This window comes from Marinobacterium zhoushanense (genome assembly GCF_014641945.1).
Classification (GTDB): domain Bacteria; phylum Pseudomonadota; class Gammaproteobacteria; order Pseudomonadales; family Balneatricaceae; genus Marinobacterium_D; species Marinobacterium_D zhoushanense.
The window spans coordinates 71,747-84,408 of the sequence record NZ_BMIJ01000004.1; the positions used below are offsets into that span (position 1 = coordinate 71,747).

A 12,662-nucleotide genomic window follows, 5' to 3' on the forward strand; every position below is an offset into this window, starting at 1 on the left:
TAAAGCCCGACCTGTTTAAAGAGAGTGGCGATGCAGCGCCGCCGAAGCGCCGAGCAGCCCCGGCTGCGCGGCGATGACTACCTGAGTCGGAATCGCCGCCATATAGTCACGAAAGCGCCCCTTGGCTTCGAAGCGGGCTCTGAACTGGCTGGTCGCGAACAGGTCCAGCATGCGCGGGATGATGCCGCCGGTGATGAACACGCCGCCCTGCGCGCCCAGAGTCAAAGCCGTGTTACCTGCCACGCTGCCAAGCATGGCGCAGAAGATCTCCAACGTCTCCCGGCAGATTGCATCGCCCCTCTCCAGCGCACCTGCGCTGATCTGGGCCGGTGTCAGCGGTCCGCCCGTAGCGCCGCGAATATCGGTTAGGGCTTTATGCAGATTGGTCAGCCCCATGCCGGACAGCAGGCGCTCGGCCGAAACGTGCTCATGGTAGCGCAGCAGGTAACGCAGGATATCGATCTCCAACTCGGTGGTCGGTGCAAAATCCACATGACCACCCTCGGTCACCAGCGCCACCTGGCCCTGGTTGTCAAAAATCAACCCACCCACACCCAGCCCGGTTCCGGGTCCGACCAGGGCGATCGGATGCCCAGTCAGCGCTTCGCCGCCACCGACACGGAACAGTTCGTCCGCCTTCAGGTGAGGCGCGGCATAAGCCTGGGCGGCGTAGTCATTGATTACCTGCAGTTGCTCAAGCGCCAGACTCCGTTGCAGGGCTTCGCGGGAGAAGGACCAACCGTTATTGGTCATACTGATCCAATCGCGGCTGGTCGGGCAGGCGATGGCCAAACAGGCTTCGCGCGGCGTCTCATCATGGCCGATGCCGGCCTGTTCAAGATAGGCGCGAATGGCCGCGTCGATGGTATCGAAATCATCCACCGCCAGCGTGATCTGCTGTTCCGGCTGCAACTGCCCTGGTGCCACCAGCGCAAAACGTGCGTTGGTACCACCTATATCCGCTACTAACGTGTAGCGACCATTCTGCCCGGAACTCATCTAAACCTCCCCACCATAAGAGCGATCAGTGGACATCGCCACCCCCTGCTCCGCAATCGTCAGCAGAGCCTGACGAGTGATTATATGTAATAAAATTACGTAATGTCATGTAAAAAACTGTATCCGCACCAAGGATCTGCATCTATCAAGGTAGCTCCTCGCCACGTGCCGCAACATACAGTGAGTACCACTGCGCGCGTCCGAGCTCCACAGACGGCGCCACCGCACAGGCTCTGATTCGCTCTAAATCAGTAGTACCGATGATCGGCTGAATCTGCGCCGGATGGCGCATCAGCCAGGCCAGGACGACCGCCTCCTTCGATACCTGATACTGCAGTGCCAAGTCCATGACTAACGCCGCGGTGCGCCGTACCGAGAGCGGGTGCTCTGGCGTGACGGAGCCGCTATACAGGCCTCGACACAGGCTGCCCCACGCCTGGAGCTGAACCCCCTGCGTCCGGCAATAATCCAGGGTACCGGGAGAAAAACCGACCCGGCGCGCATCGGGATGCCCGGCGAATACCCCCTCTTCCAGCCACTGCCGATGATGGAGGCTGAGTTCAAGCTGGTTGGCCACCAGTGGCCGCCCGAGCGAGCCCACCAACAACTGCATCTGGTGGGCATGCATATTGGATACGCCGAAGTTGCGCACCTTGCCGCTCTCCAACAGCAGCTCGAACGCCTCGGCAATTGCCTCCGGCGCCATCAGCGGATCCGGCCGGTGCAGCATCAGCAGATCCAGGTATTCGGTCCCCAGTCGCTGCAAAATCCCATCGACCGACTGCAGTATCCAGCCCTTGGACAGGTCGTACCGTTTCGGGCCGGCATCGTCGGCGAAACGGATACCGCTTTTGGATTGCAGGTAGATGTTCTCCCTAAGACCAGGACACTGTTTCAGCACCTCGCCAAACACCTGCTCTGCCTTGCCCTGCGCGTAGATGTCGGCGTGGTCGAACAGGTTGATACCTGACTCGAGAGCGGCGTCAACACAGGCGCGGGCCTGATGCACATGCTCCGGTCCGATAGCATCCCTGTTCCAACCTCCGCCCAAACCCATGCAGCCATAAATCAGGCGGCTTGCGTTGGGCAGATAGCGCATCACAGGTAGTGCCTTCTCTCTCATCTCCCGGCGAGCCCCTTATCAATGATAAAAAAAGGGCCGCACTACTCGGCCCCAAACTCCGGGTGGGAACCCGGCTCTCTCCATTCAGAGTTTCAGCAGCACGAAGCCATTACCAGCGAGCTTAACCAGCCCAGACTCCCTATCGGCACCCTCACTGATCAGAATGCTCCCCTCAATGCACTCGATCTGCTGCGGTTCGGACGACAGGTTGAAGATACAGCGGATCTCGCCGCCGCGAACAAACGACAGTATCGGCTCCTCGGTATCCTGAAACACCGTCTCCCCTGCACGCAGGATCTCGTGCTCGCGACGCAGATGCAGCATCTGGCGATAGAACTCCAGCACCGAGCCCTGCACATCGAGCTGAGTATCCATGGCATGAGCTGCCTGCGTCGCCTTCACTGGCAGCCAGGGCGCGGCCTCGCTGAAACCGGCGAAAGGAGCATCGTGCTGCCATACCATCGGTGTACGGCAACCATCGCGCCCCTTGTCTTCCGGCCAGAAGGCGATGCCCTGAACATCGGTCAGTTCGTGGTACTCGAGCTCGGTATCGGTCTGGCCCAGCTCCTCGCCCTGGTAGATGCAGATCGAGCCCTGCATCGACAGCAGCAGTGCGCAGGCCTGTTTCGCCAGCGCCGCTTCACTGACACCGTGCTCGCGCCAACGACTGACATGGCGCACCACATCATGGTTGGAGAACGCCCAGCAGGGCCAGCCATCAGGCGCTTGGCTGAAGAAGGTTTCGATCTGGTCGCGGAAATGGCGTGCGCTGAATTTGGGGCCGAGCATCTCGAACGAGTACGCCATATGCAGGCGATTGCCCGAGGTGTACTGCCCCATCATCTCGACGGCGTGGTGGCTCTCGCCCACTTCACCGACCAGGGTGCGGGCATCGTATTGGTCCAGCAGTACCCGCATCTTCTGCAAAAAGGCCAGGTTCTCCGGCTGGTTCTTCGAAAACAGGTGGTACTGCATGTGGTAGGGGTGCCAGTCGCGCTTCTCCTTCTTGCGATAGTCCGGCGGATCGCTGCGCAGCAGCACATCGTGGAAATAGAAATTCACCGTGTCGAGACGGAAGCCGTCCACGCCGCGCTCAAGCCAGAAGCGCATGGTACCGAGCAGCCAATCCTGCACCGCCGGGTTGTGGAAGTTGAAGTCCGGCTGCTCCTTCAGGAAGTTATGCAGGTAGTACTGCTGCCGACGCGGCTCCCACTGCCAGGCAGCACCGCCGAACAGCGCCTGCCAGTTGTTCGGCGGTGTGCCGTCGAGGTTGGGATCGGCCCATACGTACCAATCCGCCTTCGGATTGTCGCGGCTCATCCGGCTCTCCTGGAAAAAAGGATGCCGGTCGCTGGAGTGCGACAGTACCTGGTCGATGATCACCTTGAGGCCCAACTCATGGGCGCGAGCGACCATGGCATCGAAATCATCCAACGTGCCGAACAAGGGGTCGATGTCGGTGTAATCGGATACGTCATAGCCCATATCAGCCATCGGCGAGGTAAAGATCGGCGATAGCCAGATCGCATCGACGCCGAGGTCGGCAATATAGGGGAGACGCGCGGTGATGCCCGGCAGATCGCCGATGCCGTCCTGATTGCTGTCCTGGTAGGAACGCGGGTAGATCTGGTAGGTGACCGAGCCTTTCCACCAATCATTGTTTACTGCTGTCATCTTAGAGCCTCAAACCAATATTCCGAGCAGAGACACGCAGGTCCCTGCCGCCTCCGCCAACAGGCGAAGACGGGAAGTTGTTGAATGTATAAGGGTGTTAACGGTGTGGTTCTATCTAATGCGGTACAGGGCGCCAACGGTTCTCCGCCTCGTCTGACGCCAGACAGGCTTCGATAAAGGCCAGATCGGCCACCGCGTCATCGACTCCCGGATAGTCGCCGCTGCCGCATTGCAGGGCAGCTCGAACTTCGCCGTAGATGTTGGCAAACGCCTCCAGGTACCCCTCCGGGTGCCCGGCCGGTACACGGCAGAGGTGCTGCAGGGAGACGGGATAGCCGGCACTGTTGCGGCTGAGCACCTGGGCCGGTTCACCGAAACGGGTGAACTGCAGCTGGTTCGGGTGTTCCTGCTCCCAGGCCAGGCTGGCGTCCTCGCCATACAGACGCAGGCGTAACGCGTTCTCGGCCCCGACCGCTACCTGCGAGGCCCAGAGCGCACCGCGCAGGCCGTCGCCGAAATCGAGCATCACCTGCACGTTGTCATCCACCTGCCGCCCGGCGACGAAGCGTTCCAGCTCGGCCAGCACCCGACCGGCACGCTGGCCGGTCACGAAACGCGCCAGGTTGTAAGCGTGTACACCGATGTCGCCGAGACACCCGGCACGTCCGGCCAGCTCCGGGTTGGTCCGCCAGGCCGCCTGCTTCTGTCCCTGCTGCTCGATATCACGCGCGAGCCAGTCCTGCGCATACTCGACCTGAACCAGGCGGAGCTTGCCGAGCGCCCCGGTGTCGACCAGTTGCCGTGCCCAGCGGATCATGGCATTGCCGGTGTAGTTGTAGGTCACCGCCAGCAACCGGCCGGACTCATGAGCGATATCGGCCAGGCATTTCGCTTGCGCCAGCGTGGTGGTCAGCGGTTTATCGCAGATCACATCGATACCGGCTTCAAGAAACGCCTTGGCGGCAGCGAAGTGCAGATGGTTCGGGGTCACGATCGACACCGCTTGGATGCCGTCGCTACGTTCCGCTTCCTGTGCCGCCATCGCCTCGAAGCTGTTGTAGATACGATCCTGTGCCACACCCAGCTCGATACCGGACAGGCGGTTACGCTCGGCATCGGAGGAGAAACAGCCAGCCTGGAGCACAAAGCCTCCGTCGAGCCGGGCTGCCATCCGGTGTATCTCTCCGATAAAGCCGCCGATGCCGCCGCCGACCATGCCCCAGCGAATTGTCTTTGCCATAGGGTCTCCCCCTCTCTCACTTACCCGGTTGAATAGCGGTTGTACAGGCTCAGCTGACCGTCACTTTGCCCTGACGCCGGACGGCATCCCCCCGTGCATCGAACAGGTGGCAGCGCTCTAGCGGCAGGTAGATCGAAAGAGCACTGCCGATCTCCGGCGACGTCTCACCCGACACGGCTACCACCAGCGGCTGCTCGCACAGGTCGGTAGTGAGGTAGAGCAGGGTTTCATTGCCCAAGTGCTCGACCACGCAGATCCGGGTCTCCACCGGAATAGCATCGGCCTGCGGCTGCAGCTCGATATGTTCGGGTCGGATGCCCAACGTCGCCTGTCCGCTGTAGTGGAACGGCATCGGGAAGCTGCGGCTGGCCTGCCCGTTGCGCAGACTCAGTTGATCATCCTTCGCCTCGACGTCGATGAAGTTCATGGTCGGTGATCCCATGAAGCCCGCCACGAAGGTATTGGCTGGCTCGTTGTAGATCTGCAGCGGACTCCCTACCTGCATGATCCGGCCCTGGTTCAGTACCACTATCTTGTCCGCCATCGTCATCGCCTCGACCTGGTCATGGGTGACGTAGATCGAGGTGGTCTTCAACCGCTGATGCAGCTTGGTGATCTCGATCCGCATCTGTACGCGCAGTGACGCATCCAGGTTGGAGAGCGGCTCGTCGAACAGGAACACGTTGGGCTGGCGCACGATGGCACGGCCGATGGCGACACGCTGACGCTGACCACCGGAAAGCGCCTTGGGCTTGCGATCGAGCAGATGGTCGATCTGCAGGATGCGGGCAACCTCCTCCACCTTCTCCTTGATCGTCTCGCGACTGCCTTTTTCCAAGGTCAGACCGAACGCCATGTTGTCGAACACGCTCATGTGCGGATACAGAGCATAGGACTGGAATACCATGCCGATGCCGCGCTCCTTCGGCGACAGGTCGTTGACGCAGCGGTCGCCGAAATAGAGCTCGCCGCCACTGATATCCTCAAGACCGGCGATCATCCTCAGCAGTGTCGACTTGCCGCAGCCGGAGGGGCCGACGAACACTACAAACTCCCCTTCGTTGATCTGCAGGTCCACGCCCTTGACGGCGCAGAAGTCGCTTAGGCCCTTGTAGACTTTTTCTAGTTTGACGAATTCGATACTGGACATAGTGATTACTCTCTTATTGTTGTCAGGCGATCAACCCTTAACCGCACCGGCGGTCAGGCCCTCGACGATCTTGCGCTGGAACACCAGCACCAACAGGATCAGCGGTACGGTGACGATCACCGAAGCGGCCATGATCGGCCCCCAGGGCATCTCGTACTGTGAGCCGCCGGAGATCATCGAGATCGCCACCGGCACCGTACGCTGCTCGTTGCTGAGGATGAAGGTGATCGCAAACATGAACTCGTTCCAGGCGCCGATAAACGCCAGCAGTCCGGTGGTCACCAGTGCCGGCCAAAGCACCGGCATGAAGATCCGGGTGATGATCTGCCAGGGCGTGGCGCCATCGACGATCGCGGCCTCCTCCAGATCCTTGGGAATACCACGCATGAAAGTGGTCAGGATCCAGACCGAGAACGGCAGCGAAAATACCGTGTAGGAGAGCACCAGGCTGCCCAGGTTGTTGTACAGCCCGAGCAGGCGCACCAGTTCGAACATACCGGACAGCACGGCGACCTGGGGAAACATCGATACGCCAAGCACGGTCAGCAGCAGCGTGGTGCGACCGCGAAAATGGACCCGGGCCAGAGCGTAGGAGGCGGTCACCGCGATCAGCAGCGAAATCGCCACCGTGCCGAAGGAGACCAGAGCCGAGTTCAGGATGTTGAGGAAGAACGGCTGCTCGCGGAACACCGAGACATAGTTGCCGAAATCGAAATCCTGGGGCAGGTAGAACGACCCCTCACCGCCCTGCAACGAGGTTACGATGGCGATATAGAACGGGAAGATCGTGTAGATCAGCAGCGCCAGCACCGCGAGGGCGAACAGCACCTGACCTGTACGTCGTTTGAGCGCTTTCATATCAGTGATCTCCTGAACCATCGAATTTCAGACGGGTGGCGAAGATGTAGCCCAGCGTCAGACCGAACACCAACAGGAACACCAGCGTGGAGGCAGCCGAGCCGTAACCGACCTGCTGGAAGTCGATCAACTGCTGGCGGGCGTAGATCGAGATCGACATGGTGTCCTCGCTGTTCGAGGTCAGGATGTAGATCAGGTCGAAAATACGCAGGGCATCAAGCATGCGGAACACAACCGCCACCACCAGCGCCGGCTTGATCAGCGGCAGAGTGACCTTGAAGAACACCTTGATCGGATGGATGCCATCGACACGGGCGGCTTCGTAGCAATCCTTCGGCAGCATCTGCAGTGCGGCCAGGGTCAACAGCGCCATGAAGGGGGTGGTTTTCCAGACATCGACCGCGACGATGGTGCCCAACACTGTGTCGGGGTTCACGGTCCAGGCCACAGGGCTGGAGATCAGGTGCAGCGACATCAGCAGGTCGTTGATGACACCGTACTGGTCGTGCAACATCCAGCCCCACATCTTGGCCGAGACCACGGTGGGTATCGCCCAGGGGATCAGGATGGCGGCGCGCACCAGGCCGCGACCGGGAAACTTGGCATGCAGGATCAGGGCGACCAGCACACCGAGCACCGTTTCCAGTGAAACGGACAGCAGCGTGATATAGACGGTATTGCCAACCGCCCTCCACCAAAGCGAATCGGCCAGTATGCCGTACCACTCTCCCTGGTCGTACACCAGGTAGTTCTCGAACCCGATGAAATTGGCACCATCGAGATTGGACAGTGAGGAGTCGGTAAACCCGAGGTAGAAGGTTCGCAGCAGCGGCCAGCCGGCCACACAAGCGAGCCCCAGAATCATCGGCAACAGGAACAGCCAGGCGGTACGGATGCGTTGCCGCGAGAAACCGCTGAGCCCGGTTGTCTTTTTGCCCTGCTGCGCGCCTCTCGGCGATCTGGACACCGGCAGGGTTCGCGCTTGAGGGCCACTAACGGTTGAGATATCCATGACACTCCCCTATCTCGTTATTTTTTGACTGGGAGGGCGGGCAGGCATAGCCTGCCCGCCAGGGTGAGAGGTTTACCAGCGACGTCCGCGAATACGTTTGAGCTTGTGCTCCAACTCGGCGACCGATTCGGCCCCGCTGGACTTGCCGGACAGGACCCGGTGAGCCGCGTTCCAGAACTCGTTGGAGACCTGGTTGTACTTCTCGCCGGTCACGGTAGAGGGGCGCGCAACACTCTCCTCAAGGGTTGCACGCATATAGGCAAAAAACGGATTGGCAGCGAGCACCTCTTCATCCTCATAGAGAGAGACGATGGTCGGCAGATAACCGTTGAGTAGGGCGTTCTGTTTCTGCGCCTTTGCACTCGTTACGTACATGACGTAGTCCGCTGCCGCTTCAACGTTTTCGGAGTATTTCGAGACAGCATACTGCCAGCCGCCCAGGGTGGCGCTGTGTTGTCCGTTCGGCCCCATCGGCAAGGGGACGATACCGACCTTGCTCTTGATGACACTCTCATCGCCATTGGCCAGCGCCCAGGCATAGGGCCAGTTGCGCATGAAGACGGCATTGCCGGACTGGAATACCCGTCGCGCACCCTCCTCGTCATAGTTCAGCACCCCCTGCGGGGTGATGCTGCCGACCCAACTTGCCGCCAGATCGAGCGCTGCAGCACTCTTGGGGTTGTTGACGCTGATCTCGCCATCGAACTCAACCAGAGTCCCGCCACCAAAGGAGTCGATCCATTCAAGCACGTTGCAGGTCAAACCTTCGTACGCTTTACCCTGGAACACGTAGCCCCACATCTTGTCGTTGCCGGCCGCACGCTCCTGCTCCTGGATACGTTTGGCCGAGTCGCTCATCCCCTGCCAGGTTGTCGGTACAGGCTCGCCATACTTTTCGAGCAGGTCCTTGCGATAGTAGAGCACCGGCGCGTCGGTATACGCCGGCATCGCCACCAGCTTGCCTTTGTAGCGGTTGTTGGCAATGATCGCCTGGAAATGTTCTTTTTCAACGCCCTGGGTGTAGGGGCTGAGGTCGGCGAAATGGGCACCAAGAATACCCGGCCAGACCACATCCACATCAAACACATCCAGGTCGGCGGATTTGCTGCTGAGGATCTGCTGGTACAGGGCCAGCTTGTCGGTCGACGAGAAAGGTACGGTGACGATATTGATGCTGTTACCGCTGGATTCGGCCCACGCCTGCGCCAACGCTTCACACTGTTTGAAGCCGGTTCCCGTGGTGCAGGGGACGTTCAGCGTGGCAGCCTGGCCGGCCATGGAGGTCAAACCCGCCCCGAGCAGGGAGGCGGTGAGAAAAGCTTGCAGAGTTTTAGTCATTTTTTCGTCTCTTATTGTTTTTAGAATCCTGACATCCACTGTCACGAATTAAGTCAGGCAAACGCTTTTGCCTGACCCTTTGAATCAGGCTAAAGCCGCCAGGGGCGCAGTTTTTTGCTCAACCGGCAGTGTGCGATCCTGCAGATCGGCGTCAAAACAGCGATCCAGAATCGACTGCAGGCGCGCGCCTCGCTCGAAGTCCGGCTGGTCATTGACGCCGGTTTCGATGCTCGTAATAAAGCGCTGGTAGATACTGGGTGTCGGCTCAACTTCGAGCCTTTCCCACTGCACCAGATCGACGTTATCACCGACACAGAGCGCTATTGTCTCCCAACCGCTTTCCATATCGATGTCAATTGTTAACGCCCCCTTGTCGCCGAAGATCCGCAGGCGCAAGGAGTTCTGGTGGCCGCTGGCCCAACGCGTGGTATGCACGGTGCCAAGCGCGCCATTGGCGAATTCGACACGGATCAGCGCGCTGTCGTTGACATCCAGCGGGTACTCGCCGATGCGGTTGCCCTCGGCCTTGTCGAAGCAGCGCAGCTTGCAGTTCACACTCTGAATATCGCCCACCGGAAAACTGGCGAAATCGAGGATGTGAATACCGACATCACCGAGCACACCCTTGCTGCCGTGCTCGCTGGAGAGACGCCACAGCCATTGAGGTTCAGTATGCCAGTCGCCCCATACCCTGCTGCTGAGCCAGCTCTGCAGATAGCTCGCCTCGACATGCATAACGCGACCTAGCCTGCCGTCGGCAATCAGCTCCCGCGCCCGCTGCAGGGCCGCGGAATCGCGATAGCTGAGGTTGATCATATTGATGACGCCCGCCCGCTGGGCAGCCTGGGCCATTTCGATAGCATCGGCCTCATTGGTGGCCAGCGGCTTCTCGCACAGGACGTGCTTGCCGGCGGCGATCACCTTCATCACGGCGTCTTTGTGAAACTTATCCGGTGTCACAACTGAAACGGCATCCAGATTCGCGCTGGCCAACATCTCATCAACGCCGGCATAGACCTGATCGACACCATGTTTGAGCGCAAATGCATGAGCACGCGAAAGATCGACATCACAGACCGCCACCAGCTCGCAGCCGGGGACGACCGCAAACTTGCCGGCCTGATGACCGCCCATGGCACCCGCGCCAACAATACCGAGCCTGACCATCACTTGAACCCCTCTTCGCCGGGCTTGTGCAGGCTTTCGCCCTTGATCTCGACCGGATTCGGCGCCTGATCGGCCGGTACATTCGGACAGCTGTCGACCCAGCGTGAACCCTCCGGCTGCGCCCACTTCACGGCGTTTTTCAGTACGCGACGTACTTTCTCATCATAGTAGATCGGGTAGGTTTCATGACCGGGACGGAAGTAGAAGATCTTGCCGTTGCCACGGCGGTAAACCAGCCCGGAGCGAAACACCTCGCCACCCTCGAACGCGCTGATAAAGATCACCTCGTCGGGGTTGGGCACTGCAAACGGCTCGCCATACATCTCGGTGTGCGGCAACTCGATATAATCGCCGACCCCCTGCACGATCGGATGACCGGGATTGACCACCCAGAGCCGCTCGCGCTCACCCGCTTCACGCCACTTCAGCGAGCAGGTGGTGCCGAGCAGGCGCTTGAAGATCTTGGCGTAGTGGCCGGAGTGCAACACCAGCAGCCCCATCCCCTCAAGCACACGCTTCTGCACCCGGTCGACAATCTCATCGGATACATCGCCATGAGCGGCATGCCCCCACCAAAGCAGAACATCGGTGTTCTCCAGCACCTCGTCGGTGAGGCCGTGCTCCGGGTCCTGCAGCGTAACGGAGATAGCTTCAATCCCCGCATCTTCATTTAACGCCTGGGCGATGCAGTTATGCATCCCGTCCGGATAGATCCGGGCAACGATTTCATTGGTCTGTTCGTGAACGTTCTCACCCCAGACCGTGGCTCGCACTGTCATGGCTCGCTCCTTATCAGTGATCTGTTTTTGTTGTTAGGCAACCACCTGCTGCCGCTCTTCCATTTAAAGTAAACGTTTACTCAAAAATAGTAAACGTTTACGTGATGAAAATAATGAAAGAAAAATACGTTTTTTTACAATTTTATTCTTTATGCCGGGTTGTGATTTGCAACCGTGAATAGCTGCAGATACGGCTCGGTCGGATCCCGGATCAGGACGAAGAGCTGCTCACTCCCACCTGATCGCCGCAGAAGGATTAGAACGCGTAGTTAAAACGCAGCCGCAATGCATTGGTGGTGTCATCTGTTACGCCATCGCCGTCTGCCTTAGAGGTAGAGCCTGCGAAGGTAACCGATGCATTTTCGATATCGAACAGCGGTAAGGTATAGGCCATATAGGCCGTCGTAACATCGGCATCGACGCCGTTGACGCTATCTTCGGAGTAGATCAGACCGGTACCAAAGTTACCGTAGATCATATTGGCGCCGTAACTTGTTGTCTTTTGGTCACTACCGGAGCTACTGTCATCCAGGCGCGCGACCGACAGGTTTACATCCGCTCCAGCCAGCTTGAAACTTGTTGTCAGACCATATCCTTGTTTATCTACGTCACCTCCGGCGGTCAGATCGTAACTCACGCGTTCATAGCCCGCGGTCACGCTGAAATCACCGCTGTACCAGGTGACAGCCGGACGTACGCCAGCAAAGGCTTTCGTATTATCCCCATCGACCTCAGGATCGCCAAAAACGGTTCCCAGTTCGAACCTGATGTTATCGCTGGCATTCAGGTGCAGTGCGAACTGCCCCCCTCCGTCGCCGACACGGCCACGCGCCAGATTGGCTTCATATACGTTGACGCCGCCGGCATGGACAACCAGAGTATCTTTGCCTTTCGGGAACAGGTTGACCGCCTCAAAACGCCCCGCCTGCAGATCCCACCGTGCGGAGCCGAATTGGATAAACGCATCGTCTACTGCAGTCTCGCCATCGGTTTTAAGCAGCACGGTACCCTTGCCCTGCACGAAGTAATCGCCCTTTTCACGGCGGGCGAAAGCATTCACTTCAACACGCCCATCCTGGTCATATGTCGTGCTACCGGTGGCAGTGTCGGTCATATCGGTATTCAACTCGATATTAGCGTCGAGACTTATTTCAGCCATCGCTTGTGCGGACAGAGCGGTCAGCAAAGCCAACCCAAGCGCATGTTTTACGTAGTAACTCTTATTTTTATTCATGATTATCCTGCTCCATTTACTACCTCTGGAAACGCGCGACAGGGCGGGCAACAGATCGCCCGAACAGCCCGGCTGCAAAGAGCAACCG

The 12,662-nt window shown here is 59.2% G+C and carries 11 protein-coding genes; all 11 read right to left on the reverse strand.

Going from position 1 to position 12,662, the window contains the following annotated elements:
• Positions 1 to 15: 15 nt before the first annotated feature.
• The 11 genes from IEX40_RS10095 to IEX40_RS10145 all read right to left on the reverse strand — a co-directional run bounded on the left by IEX40_RS10095 (position 16) and on the right by IEX40_RS10145 (position 12,574).
• Positions 16 to 999, reverse strand: a complete 984-nt coding sequence (locus IEX40_RS10095; RefSeq protein ID WP_188747859.1) for a glucokinase — start codon at positions 997 to 999, stop codon at positions 16 to 18.
• Between the two features lie 145 nt (positions 1,000 to 1,144).
• The gene (locus tag IEX40_RS10100; protein ID WP_188747860.1) at positions 1,145 to 2,122 is read right to left on the reverse strand and encodes an aldo/keto reductase; all 978 of its coding nucleotides are present in this window, start codon (positions 2,120 to 2,122) and stop codon (positions 1,145 to 1,147) included.
• 84 nt (positions 2,123 to 2,206) lie between these two features.
• Positions 2,207 to 3,796: an alpha-glucosidase gene (locus IEX40_RS10105; RefSeq protein ID WP_188747861.1), complete on the reverse strand. Its 1,590-nt coding sequence runs from the start codon at positions 3,794 to 3,796 to the stop codon at positions 2,207 to 2,209.
• Between the two features lie 115 nt (positions 3,797 to 3,911).
• On the reverse strand, positions 3,912 to 5,036 hold the full coding sequence (locus IEX40_RS10110) for a Gfo/Idh/MocA family protein (protein ID WP_188747862.1): 1,125 nt from the start codon (positions 5,034 to 5,036) through the stop codon (positions 3,912 to 3,914).
• Between the two features lie 49 nt (positions 5,037 to 5,085).
• Positions 5,086 to 6,186 carry an ABC transporter ATP-binding protein gene (locus IEX40_RS10115; protein WP_188747864.1) on the reverse strand — a complete coding sequence of 367 codons (1,101 nt, stop codon included), beginning with the start codon at positions 6,184 to 6,186 and terminating at the stop codon, positions 5,086 to 5,088.
• A gap of 30 nt (positions 6,187 to 6,216) precedes the next feature.
• Positions 6,217 to 7,044 carry a carbohydrate ABC transporter permease gene (locus tag IEX40_RS10120; protein WP_188747867.1) on the reverse strand — a complete coding sequence of 276 codons (828 nt, stop codon included), beginning with the start codon at positions 7,042 to 7,044 and terminating at the stop codon, positions 6,217 to 6,219.
• 1 nt (position 7,045) lies between these two features.
• On the reverse strand, positions 7,046 to 8,056 hold the full coding sequence (locus IEX40_RS10125) for a carbohydrate ABC transporter permease (RefSeq protein ID WP_188747868.1): 1,011 nt from the start codon (positions 8,054 to 8,056) through the stop codon (positions 7,046 to 7,048).
• A gap of 72 nt (positions 8,057 to 8,128) precedes the next feature.
• On the reverse strand, positions 8,129 to 9,394 hold the full coding sequence (locus IEX40_RS10130; protein ID WP_188747870.1) for an ABC transporter substrate-binding protein: 1,266 nt from the start codon (positions 9,392 to 9,394) through the stop codon (positions 8,129 to 8,131).
• Positions 9,395 to 9,478: 84 nt separating this feature from the next.
• Positions 9,479 to 10,561: a Gfo/Idh/MocA family protein gene (locus IEX40_RS10135; RefSeq protein ID WP_188747872.1), complete on the reverse strand. Its 1,083-nt coding sequence runs from the start codon at positions 10,559 to 10,561 to the stop codon at positions 9,479 to 9,481.
• Positions 10,561 to 11,340 (reverse strand): ThuA domain-containing protein, encoded by a 780-nt coding sequence (locus IEX40_RS10140; protein ID WP_188747874.1) that lies wholly within the window; start codon positions 11,338 to 11,340, stop codon positions 10,561 to 10,563. The genes IEX40_RS10135 and IEX40_RS10140 overlap by 1 nt, the downstream gene beginning before the upstream one ends.
• Before the next feature lie 256 nt (positions 11,341 to 11,596).
• Positions 11,597 to 12,574 (reverse strand): carbohydrate porin, encoded by a 978-nt coding sequence (locus tag IEX40_RS10145; RefSeq protein WP_188747876.1) that lies wholly within the window; start codon positions 12,572 to 12,574, stop codon positions 11,597 to 11,599.
• Between the last annotated feature and the right edge of the window lie 88 nt (positions 12,575 to 12,662).

Coding starts and splice junctions, on each gene's coding strand:
- IEX40_RS10110 (WP_188747862.1), bottom strand. CDS start 5,036: ATGGCAAAGACAATTCGCTGGGGCATGGTCGGCGGCGGCATCGGCGGC.
- IEX40_RS10125 (WP_188747868.1), bottom strand. CDS start 8,056: ATGGATATCTCAACCGTTAGTGGCCCTCAAGCGCGAACCCTGCCGGTG.
- IEX40_RS10130 (WP_188747870.1), bottom strand. CDS start 9,394: ATGACTAAAACTCTGCAAGCTTTTCTCACCGCCTCCCTGCTCGGGGCG.
- IEX40_RS10135 (WP_188747872.1), bottom strand. CDS start 10,561: ATGGTCAGGCTCGGTATTGTTGGCGCGGGTGCCATGGGCGGTCATCAG.
- IEX40_RS10095 (WP_188747859.1), bottom strand. CDS start 999: ATGAGTTCCGGGCAGAATGGTCGCTACACGTTAGTAGCGGATATAGGT.
- IEX40_RS10145 (WP_188747876.1), bottom strand. CDS start 12,574: ATGAATAAAAATAAGAGTTACTACGTAAAACATGCGCTTGGGTTGGCT.
- IEX40_RS10140 (WP_188747874.1), bottom strand. CDS start 11,340: ATGACAGTGCGAGCCACGGTCTGGGGTGAGAACGTTCACGAACAGACC.
- IEX40_RS10100 (WP_188747860.1), bottom strand. CDS start 2,122: ATGAGAGAGAAGGCACTACCTGTGATGCGCTATCTGCCCAACGCAAGC.
- IEX40_RS10105 (WP_188747861.1), bottom strand. CDS start 3,796: ATGACAGCAGTAAACAATGATTGGTGGAAAGGCTCGGTCACCTACCAG.
- IEX40_RS10115 (WP_188747864.1), bottom strand. CDS start 6,186: ATGTCCAGTATCGAATTCGTCAAACTAGAAAAAGTCTACAAGGGCCTA.
- IEX40_RS10120 (WP_188747867.1), bottom strand. CDS start 7,044: ATGAAAGCGCTCAAACGACGTACAGGTCAGGTGCTGTTCGCCCTCGCG.